Here is a 15,764-nt window from a genome sequence, read left to right as displayed (position 1 = left end):
CTCAGACCGCCCCTGCCGACACGTTCTCCAGCAGCGCGGCGACCGGCCCCACGACGATCAGGTAGAAGATCGCGAGGAACGCTGTGTGGAGCAGGCAGAATGCCCCGGCCGTGGCGAGGTTGCGGCGCTCGCGGAAGTGCGAGAAGAGCTTGCCCGCGAACGACCGCGGGTGCAGCAGGTCCCAGCTGTTGAAGCGCACGTAGCGGCCCAGGTAGATGCCCAGGGTGACGAGCAGCAGGGTGGCCAGCGCCAGGAGCCACGAGTCGGCGTGGGCGAGCGGCGCGTCGTCGTTGGGCCGCACGATCAGGACGTACCCCACCTGCACGACCAGCACGTTGACCAGGGTGTTCACCACCCCGGAGAGGGCGAGGGTGAGCACGGCGACGATGTCGTACCAGAGGGGGACCGGGTCGTCCACGTGCCGGTGCGAGAAGTTGAGCTCGGTGATCAGGTAGCCGGCATTCGGCAGCAGCAGCACCCAGACCACGCCGCCCACGGCGAGGACGGCGAACATCAGGAACTGGTTCGGCGCCAGCGTCACCACGCCGAAGGCCGAAGCGGCGGTCACGAGCACGACCGCCGCCGGGGCCACCGAGAGCCCGATGTTGAGCAGCATCGGCCGGTACACCGGGACGCGGAACACCGCTGCCCGCAGGAGGACGAGCACGAGCGCGTAGACGTTGAGCAGGACCACACCGAGAGGCAGGAGGAGGTTCATCGCGCCCCATGCTGCCCGCGTGCAGCGCGGGCCGCGCGGCGACGCGGGCAGCATGAGCATCGTCCGAAAGGTGGATCCGCGCCCCCGAGGTGCCCTGCCACGATGAACCACATGGATCTCGCCACCGCCGACCTGGGGCTCGCCGCGCTGTTCGGACCCCTTGCGCTCCTCGCGCTCGTCGACTCGACGAGCTTCGGCACTCTCCTCATCCCGGTCTGGCTGCTCATGGCGCCGGGGCGTCCGCGGGCGGGCCGGCTGCTCGTGTACCTGGGCACGGTCGCCGTCTTCTACCTGGCCGTCGGCATCGCCGTGATGTTCGGGGCGGGCTTCGTCCTGGACCGGTTCGGGGACGCGCTCGAGAGCCCGACGGCGTACGCCGTCCAGCTCGTGCTCGGCGTCGCACTGTTCGTGCTGAGCTTCCGGTTCGACCGCAAGCGGTCCGAGGCGCGGCGGGCCCGCCAGGAGGCGGAGGGCAAGCAGGGCAGGCTCTCCCGCTGGCGCGAGCGGGCGCTGGGGGCCGACGGCGGCCCTGCCTCCGGCTCCGCTCTCCCGCTCATGGGGCTGGCCCTGGGCGCGGTGTCGCTCGAGGTCGCGACGATGCTGCCGTACCTCGCGGCGATCGGGATGCTGGCGACGTCGAGCCTGGCACCGGCGACGTCGGTGGCGGTCCTGGCCGGCTACTGCGTGGTGATGGTGCTGCCGGCGTTGTTGCTGCTGGCCGGCCGGCTGGCGGTGGCCCGGGCGGTGGACCCGCTCCTGCGCCGGCTCGACGCCTGGCTGACCCGGAACGCGGAGGAGATGACTGGATGGGTGCTCGGCATCCTGGGCGCGCTCCTCGTGCTCGACGCGGTGGGGAACCTGGGCCTGGGAGACGCGATCATCCGTCTCTGACGACGCGTCGTGGAGCAGCGGCGCGCGCGTAGCGCTCCGCCAGCTCCCGGACGTGGCCGACCAGCTCCGGCGGCTCCTCGATCGTGAAGTCGAGGCCGAGCATCCCGGTCCAGACGGCGACGGTCTCCAGGCTGTCCCCGCCGGTGACGAGCACCGAGCGGCCGTCCGGCAGCGGCTCGACGGTGCCGACCGCAGGGTTGATCCGGGCGAGGACCTCGTCCGCCGACGCCTCCAGGACGATCCGTGCGTGGACCGCCCAGCCGGTCCGCGCCACCTCGCGCACCACGAACTCCGTCGGGTCGCCGGGGAACGGCTGCGGCGTGAACCGCCCGGCGCCCGGCGTCCGCAGCCGCAGCCAGTCGACCCGGTACGGCAACCAGGTGCCGGTGGCGCGGTCCCGGCCCACCAGGTACCACCGGCGCTGCCAGGACACCACGTGGTGCGGCTCGATCTCGGTGCGCTCCTCGCGGTAGTCGCACCGCAGAGCCTGCTGGTCGCGGATGGCGGCCGCCAGGTCGTTGAGAAGAGATGCCTCGACCACCGGGTCCTCCACGTTGGAGTCGGTGTTCACCGGGCCGGCGCTCGTCGCGTCCCGCAGGGCGGTCAGGCGGCGGCGCAGACGGTCGGGCAGCACCTGCTCGAGCTTGGTGAGCGCGCGGGTGCCGGTCTCCTCGAACCCCGCCATCCCTGTGGCGGCCCGCAGCCCGACCGCGACGGCGACCGCTTCGTCGTCGTCCAGGAGGAGCGGCGGGAGCGTGGCGCCCGCGCCGAGGCGGTACCGGCCGCCGGGCCCGCGGACGGCATGGACGGGGTAGTCGAGGTCGCGCAGGCGGGCGACGTCGTTCCGGATGGTGCGGTCCGAGACGCCGAGGCGTTGGGCCAGCTCCGGACCGGACCAGTCGGCACGGGACTGCAGGAGCCCGAGCAGCGCGAGGAGCCGTGCAGAGGTCGTTGCCACGGGTCCAGAATAACGGAACGATCCCTTCCTGAATGGTTCGTAGGGTCAGTCTCATGAACACCACAGCCACTGCTTCCGAGATCCGCCCCTTCACCGTCCAGGTTCCGCAGGCGGACCTGGACGACCTCCGCCACCGTCTCGAGCGGACCCGCTTCGCCCCCGCCGCCCCCGGCGACTCGTGGGACTACGGCACGCCGCAGTCGTACCTGCGCGAGATGGTCACCCGGTGGAAGGACACGTTCGACTGGCGCGCCGAGGAGACGCAGATCAACGCGTTCCCGGGCTTCCTCACGGAGATCGACGGCCAGACCGTCCACTTCCTCCACGTGCGGTCCGCGGTCCCCGGCGCCAGGGCCCTCGTGCTCACCCACACCTACCCCGGATCCTTCCTCGACTTCCTCGACGTGATCGGTCCGCTCACCGACCCCGAGGCGCACGGCGGCCGGGCGGAGGACGCCTTCCACGTCGTGGTCCCGTCGATCCCCGGCTTCGGGTTCAGCACCCCGATGGCGGACGGCGGCTGGACGCTGGCTCGCGTGGCTCGCACCTGGGACACCCTCATGCGACGGCTCGGATACGACTCCTACGGCGCCCACGGCAGCGACGCGGGCGCGATCGTCTCGCGCGAGCTCGCGGTGCTCGACCCCGAGGGCTTCCTGGGCGCCCACGTGCTCCAGCTCTTCTCGTTCCCGAGCGGGGCCCCCGGCGAGATGGACGGCTTCGGGGAGAAGGAGTACGCCGCGCTGGCGCACCTCCAGTGGTTCCAGTCGGTGGGCGGCTACAACGCGATGAACGGCACGCGCCCGCAGACCGTGGCCGCAGGGCTCAGCGACTCCCCTGTGGGTCAGCTGGCCTACAGCGAGCTGTTCGAGAACTTCGGCAACGGCACGAGCCTCGTGGACCGCGACCAGGTGCTGGCGCAGGTGAGCCTCTACTGGCTGACCAACACCGCCGCCACGACCGTGCGATACCACTACGAGGACCAGCGCGCGGCGGCCGAGCCGGTGGTGAGCCAGGGGCGGACCGGGGTCGCGGTCTTCGCCGACGACTTCCAGACGATCCGGGCCTTCGCCGAGCGCGACAACGCGAACCTCGCGCACTGGTCCGAGTTCCCGCGGGGCGGCCATTTCGCCGCGATGGAGGTGCCCGACGACGTGGTCGCCGACCTCCGTGTCTTCTTCTCCGGGGTCTGACCGCGTCAGGGCAGCGTCGTCGCGCGCAGCTCCTCCAGCGTCCCGGCGTAGACGTTGACGTCGATGTACTCCTCCACGCCCGCGTAACCCGGCAGTCGGTCGCGGTTCGAGTACTGCCAGATGGTCCAGCCGCGCCCGTCGGGAAGCCTGGGCGGCACCGCGACCGACCGGATCCAGATCGGGTTGCGGGGGTAGGCGTCGCGGACGTACGCGTCGTAGGCGTCCTGGGTCGTGTAGATCACCGGCGGCGCCCCGTAGTGCTCCTCGAGCCGGGCGAGGAGCGGGTCGAGGATCGCCTGGACCGTGTCCGCCGTCGGCGGGTCCTCGAAGTACCCGCCGTAGTGCTCGAGGTCGACGACGGGCGGGAGCGTGCCGGGCTCGGCCGGCACCGTGGCGACGACGTTCGCCGCCTGCGCCTCGCCGGGGCTCTCGTAGCTCATGAAGTGGTAGGCGCCCACGAGAAGGGGGGTGCTGGTCGCGCCGGCCCAGTTGTCGGCGAACCGCTCGTCCACGTGCGAGGAACCCTCGGTGGCCTTGAGGTAGGCGAACTGCAGGTCCTGCTCGGCCAGGACGTCCCAGTCGACGGTGCCCTGGTAGTGCGCGACGTCGACGCCGCGCACCTCGTACCCTGCCGCGAACAGGCGGTTGGGCCACAGCACCCCCGTGGCGACCAGGGCGCCGAGCACTCCCAGTGCCACCACGACCGCTGCCGCGACCCCGGCTGCGGCTGCACCACGCCGGCGGACGTGGAAGGGCGAGCGGCGCCCGGATCTGGGGTCGGCTGTCATGGGCGACAGTGTCGCAGCGCTGCTAGCGTCAGCGCGGTGGGGGGACGTGGAGAAAGTGCTGTGACATCGGGGCTGTTCGAGCGTCTGTGCTGCATGATCACAACGCTCACCCCCTTCACGCCCGTCCGCGACGCCGGAGCGTGGGCTGCACACCGTCGTGCCGTCGTATTCTCGGTCCACCGCCGCTTCCCCGCCGCCGACGCTGAGCGCGCCGCGAGCGAGGGCCTCGCCGAGGTCTGCCGCCAGATCGTCCGGCACGGGTCGGTCGAGCGTCCCGCTGCGGTCTGGTGCGCCGCAGCCCTCTCCGCGGCAGCGACTCAGCCGCGAATTCGGAAAGCATGTGCAAACGCATGAACGAGGCCGGAGTTCACGGTACATTTCGGGCTGATTCACTGGAGGCAGGGCGAGCCATCGCGCTGTCGCGGGGGGAAGAACGAGGTAAGCCGATGTTGTCGGACGAGCAACTGGTCCCGGCCCGGGTGCGTACTGCGCCCCCCGCGCTGGTGGCGCTGGATATCGACGGCACTCTCTTCGACCGGGACATGCGGCTCCCGATCGTCACGGTGGACGCCGTGGACCGGGTGCGGGCGGCCGGTCACCACGTCGTCCTCGCGTCCGGCCGGTCCCTCGTCGGGATCCTCCCTGTCGCGGCAGGTCTCGGGATCCTGGACGGATGGGTCGTCGCCTCGAACGGCGCGGTCACCGCTCGCCTGAGCAGCACCCGCCCTGGTGGCTACGCGCTCCAGGACGTCCGGACGTTCGACGTGGGCCCCGTGGTGCGGCTCGCGCGTGCAGCGCTGCCCTGGGTGCAGGTGGGCGTCGAGGTCATCGGCTGGGGCTACCGGGTGTCGTCGCTCTTCGGCGACGACGAGGTCAACGGCGAGCAGCGCGTGGAGCCCGTGGAAGAGCTGGGCGACGTCCCGGTCTCCCGGGCCATCCTGCGGGGAGCGGGGGTGCTGGCGCTCCTCGAGCCGCTGCGGACCCTCGGCGTCACCGCCACGCCGGCCGGTCCCGACTGGATCGACGTCACCGCCGTCCGCCTGAGCAAGGCGACCGCGCTCGAGAACGTGCGCCGCGCGCTCGGTGTGGACGTGTCGCGCACGATCTCCGTCGGCGACGGCGTGAACGACCTCGAGATGATCGCCTGGTCGGCACGCGGCGTCGCGATGGGGCACGCGCCCGGTGTCGTCAGGGACGCCGCGGACGAGGTCACAGGGACGATCGCCGAGCACGGCGTGGTGGCGGTGCTGAACTCGCTCCTCTGACCCCGTCCACGGAAGAGATCAGCGGGTGCGCAGCACCTCCGCCACGAACCTGGCGGACCGCTCCCGGAGCCCGGCGGTCCGACGCTCGACCATCAGCTCGCGGACCGACGGGTCGTTGCCGCCCTCGGTGTACGTCGGGGGACGACGCACGTTCCGCGAGCACAGGAACTCCGTGCAGATCAACGTGCCGATCGTGTTGCCGTTCTTGCCCGACGCGCCGCCCCGGCGGGCGACGTACAGGCTGACGTCGTCGGTCACGACCACGTCCTCGCACCAGGCGCACACGCCCTTGCGGCGGGCGCGGCCGGACTTCTCGTCGCCGGCGCGCAGCAGCACGCCGGTGGGTTCGCCGTCGATCTCGAGCACCACGTAGGCGGACAGGGGCGCCTTGCGGTCGCGCCAGCCCAGGTAGTCGAGGCGGTCCCAGGGGACCGTGTCGAGGTCGGGCAGGGTCGCCTGCGACGCCTCGCGCTTGGAGGCGTTCACGAAGGACGCGCGGATCTGCTTCTCGGTCAGGGGATTCATCAGGTTTCTCGGCTTCCGGTGGTTGCGGAGGCCGCCGCTCGACGCCGGGCACGTGCGTCAGGCACGGTGCACGACGACGCCGCGGTCACCCGAGCAGTCGGGGCACCGGAGCGGGGCGGCGGCAGGGCAGGGGGCGTCCAGGCATGCCCGAGCAGGCCGAGACGGCCACCCCGCAACCTGCGATGCCCAGCATCCGCGTGCTCCTCGTCGCTCCGTGTGAGTCGGTCCGCTCCGCTCTGTACGGCGGCCGACCTGTCGATGCTACGCCCGGCGGGGCGTCCGGGTCAGCGTGATTCTGGGCACCTGGCCGGATGGGCGCACGCCGGCGGGATCATGCGATGTGCGGATGACGGCACCGAATACCCTGGCCGCATGCCCGCTCCCGTCCCCGCCCTCGTCCGCATCGCACTCTTCGGATCGGGGGCGGGAACGACAGCCGCGGCGGTCATGGAGGTCGTCGCGGCGGAGCTTCCCACGGCCAGGGTCTGCCTGGTTCTCGGGAACAACAGCCGGTCGGGCGTGCTGGAGGGCGCCCGGGAGCGAGGCGTGCCGGCCCTGCACCTCAGCAGTGCGACGCACCCGGACCCGGACGAGCTCGACGTGGCGACCGTCTCGGCGCTGGACGGGGCGGGAGCCGACCTGATCGTTCTCGCCGGGTACCTGAAGAAGCTGGGCCCGCAGGTCCTGGCCCGGTATGCCGGCAGGATCGTGAACACGCACCCGGCGCTGCTCCCGGCGTACGGCGGCGTCGGGATGTACGGCGACAGGGTGCACGCGGCGGTGCTGGCCGACGGTGCGACGGTCACCGGGGCCTCCGTCCATGCCGTGACCGCCGAGTACGACGAGGGCCCCGTCCTCGCGCAGGCTCGCGTCCCTGTGCTTCCCGACGACGACGTCCCCTCGCTCCGCGCGCGAGTCCAGGCGGCCGAGAAGGAGCTGCTCCTCGGCTGGCTGCGTGAGTGGTGCGCGTCAGGCGGGTGGCGGCCAGGCCAGTGACGCGTCGCGGCCGGACCGGCGCCAGGGCGACCAGGGGCGTCGCTAGATCGAATGCACCTCGGCCTCGAGGGTGGCGATCGCCTCAGTGGCGTCCAGGTCTCCTACGAGCACCCGGAGGGTCAGGCCGTCGGCGAGCGCAAGGAGGCGGCGTGCCTGCTGGTGGGCCTTGCCCTCACCCTCGCCGGTCGGGCGGGCGGCCAGGACGAGTCGGGCGCACTCGTCCTCCGCGCCCCGGCGGGCCTCGGCCAGCAGCCGTCGGATCTCGGGGTGGCTGATGGCCTTGGCGACGTAGGCGTACCAGACGCTCACCCCGAACCGCCCCGCCTCGTCGTGTGGCACCTGCTGGGTGACGACGTGCAGGAGCCGGTCGCGGGGGGACGCTCCCTCGGTCTCGAGGTACCCGGTGTAGGCGGAGCCGATGAGCGCCTCGCAGCCGGCGACCACCAAGGCCTCCTTGGTGCCGAAGTAGTGCTGGATGCGGCCGGCGGACACCTCGGCCGCGGCGGCCACGTGGCGCAGGCTGACGCCCTCGATGCCGTGCTCGGCGATCACGTACCAGAGTGCGTGGACGATCTCGGTGCGGCGCTCTTCGTGGTCCACGACTCGGGGCATGCGGTCACTGTAGCAATACGATCGCATCGCATCTGTTACGATGCGATCGTATTGTCAAACGAACCGACGTTGGGGGACCTCATGAGCAAGCGCACCTCGGCGGACCTGAAGCGCCGCCGCTGGCCGATCGTCCTCCTGGCCGTCGTCGCGCTGGTCTCGACCTGCACGGCGGCCCTCCTGGCGTCGGGCGGGCCGGGCGTCGGGTACTTCCGCACCCTCGAGGGTCGCGCGACCTACGAGGCCGCCTACGCCGCCGCGCTCGGGCGCCTGTCCCAGCCCACCGAGGTGCACGACGTCGAGACGAGCTTCGGCACCGTCCGCGCCTATGCCTGGGTCCACGAGGGCGAGCCGGACGCGATCCCGGTGCTGCTGCTGCCGGGGCGGTCCGCCGCGGTGCCCATGTGGGCCGACAACCTGCCGCACTACGCAGAGAACCGGACGGTGTACGCGTTCGACAGCCTCGGTGACACCGGGCTGTCGGTGCAGACGGTCCCGATGCGCGACATCTCCGAGTCGGCGCGGTGGGTCGAGGAGGCGATGGCGGGGCTGGGCATCGACCGCGCACACCTCGTCGGGCACTCGCAGGGTGGCGGTCTCGCGGCGTCCGTGGCGGTTCATCACCCAGACCGGCTGGCGAGCCTGACGCTCGTCGAGCCGATCCTCACCCTGGGCACGTTGCCGGTCTCGGTCATCCTGGCCTCGGTCCCCGCTACCCTGCCGTTCGTGCCGGAGTCGTGGCGCACGGCGGCGCTGAACAGCATCGGCGGGGTCGCTGATGAAGAGGTCGACCCCGGCGACCCGCTGGCGCGGATGATCGCCGCAGGGTCGCGGCACTTCAGCTCGTCGTCGTTGCCCAACCCCGTGCAGCTCAGTGACCCCCAGCTCGAAGGCCTGGAGATGCCGGTGTATGTGGCGATCGCCGAGCGCTCGCTCGCCGGTGGCGACGGCGCAGCCGAGCGGGCCGGGCTGATCCCGGACGCGCAGGTCCGGGTCTGGCCGGGAACCACGCACTCGCTCCCGATGCAGGTGGCGCCGGAGCTGGACGCGGAGCTCGAGGCCTTCTGGTCGAGGAGCGAGTGACCGGTGACGCCACTCCGCCGTGCGCTTTCGCGCTGCGGTGGCACGCTGGAGGGGTTCGAAACCCCTCACGAAGGAGCAGGTCGAGATGGTCGACATCCGGCGCGGATTCTCCAGTTTCTCAGTGAACGACATCGACGCCGCCCGCGCGTTCTACGCCGACACTCTCGGGCTCGTGACCACCGTCCCGAGCGAGGTCGGTGGCCTGGAGCTGCACCTCCCGGGCGGTGGGGACGTGTTCGTCTACCCGAAGGACAACCACACCCCGGCGACGTTCACCGTGATGCACCTGGTGGTGGACGACATCGACGCGGCGGTCGACGAGCTCACCGGGAAGGGCGCCACCTTTGAGCGGTACGAGGGCTTCAGCCAGGACGAGAAGGGCATCGCGCGCGGGCTCATGGGGAGCGGCGGCGACGGCGCCTGGCTCCAGGACCCGGCGGGCAACATCATCGGGCTGATGAGCGGCGAGGGGTAGGCGGGTATATGCGGATCATGGCGAACCGGCCGTCGACCCGCCGCCAGGGCGGGTCGACGGCCGGTTGCTGAGCCTCTGAGGAGCTCAGCTCGTGCAGGTCAGAGCCGGGCTCGGCGGCGTGCCGCTGCCCACCAGGCCGAAGGTCGTGGTTCCGCCGGCCGGGAGGCGGCCGTTCCAGTCCGCGCTCCGGACGACGAAGAGGTCGCCCTGCACGGTCAGCGTTCCGTTCCACACCTGGTCCACGCGCTCGCCCGACGAACGCCAGGCGACGCTCCACGACGTCGACGGGGAGCCGGCCTTGACGGTCACCTCGCCCTGGAAGCCGCCGGGCCAGGAGTTCACGGTGCGGTACGTCGCTGAGCAGGCGCCGGCGGGGGTCGGAGTGACGGTGGGGGTCGGGCCTGGCGTCGGGGAGACGGTGGGCGTGGGTCCCGAGGTCGGCGAGGCGGTCGGCGTCGGCCCTGAGGTCGGGGGGACCGTGGGGGTGGGCGTCGTCGACGTCAGGGACGTGAAGAACCGCCAGACCTCGCCAGGGACCCACGACTGCGCCTGGCCGCGGTCCTTGGCGTCCCACTGGTGGCCGCTGTCGGACGCGATCCACACGACCGGGTACCCGTCGCGGCAGGTGTAGTCCGTCCGTACGTGGGTGCCGCTTCCCGCCGCGGGCTCGGGCGCCTGCTTGGCCTGGCAACCGTTCGTCTGCAGGGCCCGGTCTCGCAGCGCACGGCCCTGGGAGATGTTCAGGACGTCGTCCACGACGCCGTGGGAGCCCAGGTACGCGATGGGCTGCGTGCCACCGGTGCATCCGGACAGCTGGGCGCCGTTCAGGACCGCGACCGCGCGGAACACGTCGGCGCGGGCGCACGCCAGGGCGTTGCTCATGCCGCCGCCGTAGCTGAAGCCGGTCGCGAACCGCTGCGTCGTGTCGATGCAGAGTGCGGACTCGACGGTGCGCAGCACGTTGTCCACGAACGTGACGTCCTGGCCGTTGCTGTTGGGCCAGGCGTTGTCGATGCCCTGCGGGGCGACGAACACCGTGCTCTGGCCCGCGAGCGGCTTGAGGCCGTAGAAGCCCTGGTTCACCACGTCCGCGGACGTGCCGTGCCACCAGTGCAGCCCCACGACGAGGCGGTAGGGACGGTTCGGGTCGTACCCCGCGGGCACGTCGAGCCGGAACGTGCGGGACTGCCCGCCGCTCGTGAGGGTGTGGGTGCCGGTCGCCAGGCCGGCGGGCTTGCCGCACCCGGCGGTGGCCGACGTCGTGACGGCGCCCCCGAGCAGTGCGGCGGCGGGGACGGTCAGTCCTCCGATGGCGAGCAGGGCGGCCGCGGCCGCCAGCAGTGCCCGGCGGCCTCGGGATGGTCTGGGGTGTCGCATGGTGTCGCTCCCTCCAGCAGGTCCCCAGCCGCTCTGCCGAGGACGGTGTCTGCGGGCCGACGCCCGCCAGTCGGGCGAATGTAACGATAAATCTCGCCGGACTGAACGGTGCTAAACGGTTCACACCGCCCGGCCGCCAGCACGGTCACCGGCGGGTGGTGACGAGCGGTGCGAGGGCGACGAGGGCGGCCGCCGAGAGTACGTGCCACACGGCGTGCCCCTGGAACAGGGACGACGGGTCGCACAGAGGTGCGCCCGTGCGGGACAGCGACCCGACGAGCCCGCCCACCGCGAGCAGGCCGAGCGCCCAGGCGACACGGAGGCGCACGGCGGGCTCGTGGCGCGCCCGCTCGAGCACCAGCAGCGCGGCCACGACGGCCACGCCGACCTGTGCCAGGTCCCCGGCGCGCGGCCGGACGAGCACGGGGACCATGAGGGCAGCGGTGGGTGCCACCCACCACCACCAGCGGCGCGGCCTGCCGGCCAGCACCGCGACACCGTCGGCCGCGACGAAGCAGAGCACACCGACCAGCGGCAGGTCATGGACGACGTCGGACCAGGCGGGGTCAGGCCCGTGCTGCACCACGGAGCCGACGCCGATCCCGGCGACGAGGACGACGTACGCATGAGGCACGGGCCGGCCCGCCCGGCGGAGGAGCGCGACGATCACCACCGCTGCCACCACGTACGCGAGCGAGGTCACCGCCGAGACGGGCTCGACGAGCAAGCCGTCACCGGCCCGCTCGCAGCCGGGGTGCGGCTCCGGGTCGATGTCCATGCCGTCCTCCGTGGGTTAAATGTGGCGGGTGCGTGCCGTCAGGATGCCTGCCGGGCGCACCAGGTCTAGCGTGCGCTCACACGGCTACCTGCCGTCATCCCCCCATGGAGGCACTGTGCGCAAGTCACTTCTGGCGGCCACCGCGCTCGCCGGCCTGGTCATCGCATCGGCGACACCCGCCGTCGCGATCACCGGCAACTACGTCGAGGACTACGAGCACCCGTACGTCGGCCTGGTCACCACCTTCGACGCCGAAGGTGAGTTCCTCGGCCGCTGTTCCGGTTCGCTGGTCACCCCCACCGTGTTCCTCACGGCCGGGCACTGCACGGACGACGTCGCGACGGCGGTCGTCTACTTCCAGCAGGACGCGGGCGTCAACTACGACCCCGAGACGCAGCTCGACCCCGTCACCGGTTACCCGGAGTTCTGCGCGGGCGACACCCTCGGCGACGTCTGCGCGACGTCCGACGAGGCGTACAACTGGGGCTTCGACAACTTCGCCGGGTTCCCCGACACCAAGGACCTCGGGCTGGTGATCCTCGACCAGCCGATCATGCTCGACGAGTACGGCTCGCTCGCGGCGGTCGGTTCGCTGGACCGCCTCGCGACGATGCAGGGCCAGCAGGACGTGGTCTTCACGGCCAGCGGCTATGGCCTGTCGTACAGCAGCCCGGTCGCGGTGGAGTCGTTCCGCGAGCGGCTGATGGCGTCCGCCCGCCTGACGAACCTGACCAGCAACAACACCGGCGGGTTCAACATTCAGACGACCGGGAACGGCAAGGGCAAGGGCGGCACCTGCTCGGGTGACTCCGGCGGGCCGATCTTCTACGGCGACCACACGTCGAACACGATCGTGGCCGTCACCTCGTTCGGCCTGAACTCGTACTGCCGCGGCACCGACTTCAGCTACCGCGTCGACACCCAGGCGGCGCAGGACTGGATCCGCTCGATCATCGGGGACGAGGAGTTCGCCCAGATCGACATCGTCGCCATCTGACCACGCACCGGCCCCTCCCTCGCGACCTCGTCGGTCCCGAGGGAGGGGCCTCAGGCTGTCTCGGGGCGCTTCTTGCGCGCGAACCGTGCCGGGAGGTCGGGCCCGTCCCACACCTGGATCGCGTGCCAGATCGACGCGGCGATCGGGACGGCGAGCACGGCGCCGGTGATCCCGACGAGCACCGTCCCTGCCGTCAGGGCGAACAGGATCACGAGCGGGTGCAGGCGCAGGGTCCGGCCCATGACGATGGGCTGGAGGAAGTCGCCCTCGAGCTGGTTCACGACGACGACGATCGCGACGACGATGAGCGCCTCGACCGGCCCGACGGCGACGAGCGTCACCAGGGCAGCGAGGATGCCGGCCAGGGTGGCGCCGACCAGGGGGATGAAGGCGAGCAGGAAGACCAGCACGGACAAGGGGATGACGAGCGGCACGCCTACGATCGCGAGGCCGACGCCGATGCCGACCGCGTCGACGGTCGCCACGATCGCTGTCCCGCGCACGTAGCCGCCGAGCGTACGGATGGTCGCGGCGCCGACGCGCTTTCCCCGCTCGTACCGGTGACCCTCGAACGGGCGCAGCAGGAACTCCCACATCGCCGGTCCGTCCTTCAGGAAGAAGAACAGGACGACGATCATGATGAAGAAGCCCGCGACGAAGTCGGCGGTCTGGGACACGCCCGCGACGGCACCGGAGCCCACGGCGTCCGACCGCAGCAGGTTCATGGCGGACTCGCGTACCGACGCGATCTGCTCCTCGGTGATGTCGAACGGCAGGTTCTGGAGGTAGGCCTGCAGGGAGTCGAAGCCCTCGAGCGCCTGGTCCCGCAGCTCGTCCCACTGGTCCACGACGGCCCGCACGACGAGCCACACGATCGCCGACAGCAGCGCGATCAGGGCGAGGAGCGAGATCCACGTCGCGAGGATCGGCGGCAGGCCGCGTCGGCGCAGGAAGGCGACCAGCGGGGAGATTGCCGCCGCCAGCACCAGCGCGATGAGGACGGGGATCACGACGAGGGTCAGGCGCGTGCCCACGAAGCCGAAGACGGCGACGACCGCGACGACCGCGAGGATCTGCAGCGACCGCGTGCCGACGCGACCGAAGCCGTCCGACCACAGCTGGGAGGCTCTCGGATCCGCAGGTGCCTCGTGGTCGTCCGGCGGCTGAGCCTCGACGCTGCGCGTCAGGACGTTCTGGCGGGCGGGGGGCGGTTTGCGGCGGCCGAAGAGACCCATCGCCTGTCCTCCTCGTGCTGGATCCGGCGAGCACCGGACATACCGACGCTATTGCGGTCGGGCCCGGGTCGCGCGGCGGCCCCTGTCGAGACAGCGCAAACCCGAGGCTGTCCCGACAGGGGCCGGTGATGATCGTCGACTATGGCCCTCAGGCCTGGCGGCGCCGACGGGCGAGGATCATGAGGCCGGCGCCGACGAGGAGAGCGGTGGCGGCGAGCGCGGCCACGGTCGTCGCGGTGGAAGGCCCCGTGGCGGGGAGCATCTCGGCAGGGCGCCCGGCGCCGGCGGTGGGCGTGGCCGCCCGCCCGGTCAGCGGAGCCGCTGCCGGTGCGGCAGATGTGGCCGACGTCGTAGGCGTGGCGGTGGGTGCGGCCGACGTCGTGGGCGTGGCGGTGGGTGTGGCCGAGGTCGTGGGCGTGGGCGTGGCGGTGGGTGCGGCGGCCTGCGCGTCGAGGGCGCGTGCTGCGAACTGCCCGTTCAGCAGGAACTCACGAAGGTCCGCGGGGGTGCCCGCCAGCGCTGCCCGCGCCGCCGCGTCGAGTGCCGGACCGCTGTTGTTCGCGCCACCGGTCAGCATCGTTGCGGCAGCCAGCCGGTCGTCGGCGTACTGGGCCTGGGCGAAGCCGGTCGAGAGGAACTCGGACAGGGCCGCGGGGTCGCTGCTGGCCAGGGCCGCCTGTGCGGCGGTCTTGACGGTGGGGCCGGTCGCGGCCTCGAGGACGCGTGCCACCCGCAGGCGTTCGTCGGCGTACCACGCAGCCCGGTAGCCCCCGTCGACGAAGGCCTTCAGCCCCTCCCACGCCCCGGCCAGCGCTTCCGTCGCTGCCTGCTGCGTCACCGGGCTGTCGGCGGCGGTCGCCAGGACCTCGGCCCAGGCCCGGTACTCCTCCTCCGACGTCCCGTGGAAACCTGCCTCGACGAAGGCCCGGACGTCTGTCACGGGGTCTGCCGCAGCGGCCGACACGGCTCCGCCTCCGAAGCCCACCACTGCCAGCACCACGGCGACGCCGAGCGAACGCATGAAATTCCGCACCAGCACAAGCTCCTTGTTATCGACATGGGCTCAGCGGCACGGTGTCCACAGGACACGGGCCAAACCCCCGCGGTACTCTAACGTCTTTATGGCTGTTTAGGCCGATTTGCCGGATCGCATCCGAAGTCGGGCCCGTTGCGCGCCTATCCCCCGAGCGGGGGAGGGGGTTCACGCAGAGGGGGGATGGCGACAGGTCGACGGTCACGGACGATCGGCCACATGACCATCGCACCCGAGAAGTTCCACGCACCGGCCACCGGAGCGAGGCGCGGAACGCACCGCCTGGCGCACGTCGTCGCCCTGCTCACGCTCCCGTCGGGCCTGTGGCGGATCGCCCTGGTGGCCGGGCTGCCGGTCGTCAGCGCCGCCATCGTTCTGCCGCTCGGGGAGCGGATCTATATCGTCAGCCTCTCGCTGGTCTCCGAGGCGGTGGCGCTGCTCGCCCTCGGACTGGTCCAGCACTGGGGCGAGGTGGCCCCTCGATGGCTGCCGATCATCGGCGGCCGACCGGTCCACCGGCTGGCAGCGACCATCCCCGCGGCGCTCGGGTCGGCGGCGCTCACCGGGATCTGGACGTTCGCCGCGATCGGGCTCGCCAACGGATTCGCCAACGGGACGCTCTACGAGTTCTTTCCGACCGACGCCCAGCGGACGATCCTGGTGCTCTGCTACGCGCCGCTGCTGGCCTGGGGCCCGCTGCTCGGGGTGCTGACCGTCGCCTACTTCCGGCGGCGCAGGACCAGCTAGATGTGATGTCCAGGGAGGTTGGTCAGTCGGCTGATCGGTGGCTGGTTTCCGATGGCGCTGTGGAGCCTGTGGTGATTGTAGAAGTGCAGCCACCCG

General features: G+C 71.8%; 17 protein-coding genes. 8 read left to right on the top strand and 9 right to left on the bottom strand.

Annotated features, from left to right (window positions below):
• Window position 1 precedes the first annotated feature (1 nt).
• Window positions 2–778, bottom strand: a complete 777-nt coding sequence (locus D1350_RS22685; protein ID WP_125778335.1) for a DUF1361 domain-containing protein — start codon at window positions 776–778, stop codon at window positions 2–4.
• 51 nt (window positions 779–829) lie between these two features.
• Between D1350_RS22685 and D1350_RS22680 the strand changes: the two genes are divergently transcribed.
• Entirely contained in the window at window positions 830–1,609 is a 780-nt protein-coding gene (locus D1350_RS22680) for a GAP family protein (RefSeq protein ID WP_125778334.1), read from the top strand.
• Here the strand turns inward: D1350_RS22680 and D1350_RS22675 are convergent.
• Complete coding sequence (locus tag D1350_RS22675) at window positions 1,596–2,567, bottom strand: helix-turn-helix transcriptional regulator (protein ID WP_125778333.1); 972 nt, start codon at window positions 2,565–2,567, stop codon at window positions 1,596–1,598. The genes D1350_RS22680 and D1350_RS22675 overlap by 14 nt on opposite strands.
• Before the next feature lie 53 nt (window positions 2,568–2,620).
• On the opposite strand from D1350_RS22675, the gene D1350_RS22670 reads away from it, so the two are divergent.
• Window positions 2,621–3,760, top strand: a complete 1,140-nt coding sequence (locus tag D1350_RS22670; RefSeq protein ID WP_125778332.1) for an epoxide hydrolase family protein — start codon at window positions 2,621–2,623, stop codon at window positions 3,758–3,760.
• 5 nt (window positions 3,761–3,765) lie between these two features.
• Here the strand turns inward: D1350_RS22670 and D1350_RS22665 are convergent, their stop codons facing one another.
• Window positions 3,766–4,548, bottom strand: a complete 783-nt coding sequence (locus D1350_RS22665) for a GH25 family lysozyme (protein ID WP_125778331.1) — start codon at window positions 4,546–4,548, stop codon at window positions 3,766–3,768.
• Window positions 4,549–4,994: 446 nt separating this feature from the next.
• On the opposite strand from D1350_RS22665, the gene D1350_RS22660 reads away from it, so the two are divergent.
• Window positions 4,995–5,813 carry an HAD family hydrolase gene (locus D1350_RS22660; RefSeq protein ID WP_125778330.1) on the top strand — a complete coding sequence of 273 codons (819 nt, stop codon included), beginning with the start codon at window positions 4,995–4,997 and terminating at the stop codon, window positions 5,811–5,813.
• An 18-nt stretch (window positions 5,814–5,831) separates the two neighbouring features.
• Here the strand turns inward: D1350_RS22660 and D1350_RS22655 are convergent, their stop codons facing one another.
• Entirely contained in the window at window positions 5,832–6,338 is a 507-nt protein-coding gene (locus D1350_RS22655; protein ID WP_125778329.1) for an FBP domain-containing protein, read from the bottom strand.
• Between the two features lie 372 nt (window positions 6,339–6,710).
• Between D1350_RS22655 and purN the strand changes: the two genes are divergently transcribed.
• Window positions 6,711–7,334, top strand: a complete 624-nt coding sequence (gene purN / locus D1350_RS22650; protein ID WP_125778328.1) for a phosphoribosylglycinamide formyltransferase — start codon at window positions 6,711–6,713, stop codon at window positions 7,332–7,334.
• Between the two features lie 42 nt (window positions 7,335–7,376).
• Here the strand turns inward: purN and D1350_RS22645 are convergent, their stop codons facing one another.
• Window positions 7,377–7,946, bottom strand: a complete 570-nt coding sequence (locus tag D1350_RS22645; protein ID WP_240644290.1) for a TetR/AcrR family transcriptional regulator — start codon at window positions 7,944–7,946, stop codon at window positions 7,377–7,379.
• 81 nt (window positions 7,947–8,027) lie between these two features.
• On the opposite strand from D1350_RS22645, the gene D1350_RS22640 reads away from it, so the two are divergent.
• Together D1350_RS22640 and D1350_RS22635 are read left to right on the top strand one after the other, a co-directional pair.
• Entirely contained in the window at window positions 8,028–9,026 is a 999-nt protein-coding gene (locus D1350_RS22640) for an alpha/beta fold hydrolase (RefSeq protein ID WP_125778327.1), read from the top strand.
• A gap of 121 nt (window positions 9,027–9,147) precedes the next feature.
• Window positions 9,148–9,501, top strand: a complete 354-nt coding sequence (locus D1350_RS22635; RefSeq protein ID WP_338068199.1) for a VOC family protein — start codon at window positions 9,148–9,150, stop codon at window positions 9,499–9,501.
• A gap of 84 nt (window positions 9,502–9,585) precedes the next feature.
• Here D1350_RS22635 and D1350_RS22630 read toward each other — a convergent pair whose 3' ends face one another.
• Together D1350_RS22630 and D1350_RS22625 are read right to left on the bottom strand one after the other, a co-directional pair.
• The gene (locus D1350_RS22630) at window positions 9,586–10,878 is read right to left on the bottom strand and encodes a CE1 family esterase (RefSeq protein ID WP_125778325.1); all 1,293 of its coding nucleotides are present in this window, start codon (window positions 10,876–10,878) and stop codon (window positions 9,586–9,588) included.
• A gap of 145 nt (window positions 10,879–11,023) precedes the next feature.
• Window positions 11,024–11,656 (bottom strand): hypothetical protein, encoded by a 633-nt coding sequence (locus D1350_RS22625; RefSeq protein ID WP_125778324.1) that lies wholly within the window; start codon window positions 11,654–11,656, stop codon window positions 11,024–11,026.
• A gap of 115 nt (window positions 11,657–11,771) precedes the next feature.
• On the opposite strand from D1350_RS22625, the gene D1350_RS22620 reads away from it, so the two are divergent.
• Complete coding sequence (locus tag D1350_RS22620; RefSeq protein ID WP_164545284.1) at window positions 11,772–12,653, top strand: trypsin-like serine protease; 882 nt, start codon at window positions 11,772–11,774, stop codon at window positions 12,651–12,653.
• Window positions 12,654–12,703: 50 nt separating this feature from the next.
• On the opposite strand, the gene D1350_RS22615 is transcribed toward D1350_RS22620, so the two are convergent.
• Together D1350_RS22615 and D1350_RS22610 are read right to left on the bottom strand one after the other, a co-directional pair.
• The gene (locus D1350_RS22615; RefSeq protein WP_125778322.1) at window positions 12,704–13,888 is read right to left on the bottom strand and encodes an AI-2E family transporter; all 1,185 of its coding nucleotides are present in this window, start codon (window positions 13,886–13,888) and stop codon (window positions 12,704–12,706) included.
• 148 nt (window positions 13,889–14,036) lie between these two features.
• Window positions 14,037–14,909: an ALF repeat-containing protein gene (locus D1350_RS22610; RefSeq protein WP_125778321.1), complete on the bottom strand. Its 873-nt coding sequence runs from the start codon at window positions 14,907–14,909 to the stop codon at window positions 14,037–14,039.
• Between the two features lie 231 nt (window positions 14,910–15,140).
• Between D1350_RS22610 and D1350_RS22605 the strand changes: the two genes are divergently transcribed.
• Entirely contained in the window at window positions 15,141–15,668 is a 528-nt protein-coding gene (locus D1350_RS22605) for a hypothetical protein (protein WP_125778320.1), read from the top strand.
• The last annotated feature ends 96 nt before the right edge of the window (window positions 15,669–15,764 follow it).

The organism is Antribacter gilvus, assembly GCF_003946865.1.
In the GTDB taxonomy this organism is placed as follows: Bacteria; Actinomycetota; Actinomycetes; order Actinomycetales; family Cellulomonadaceae; genus Antribacter; species Antribacter gilvus.
The sequence above is the reverse complement of the archived record's forward strand: the minus strand, read 5'-3'. Positions and strand labels throughout refer to the sequence as shown.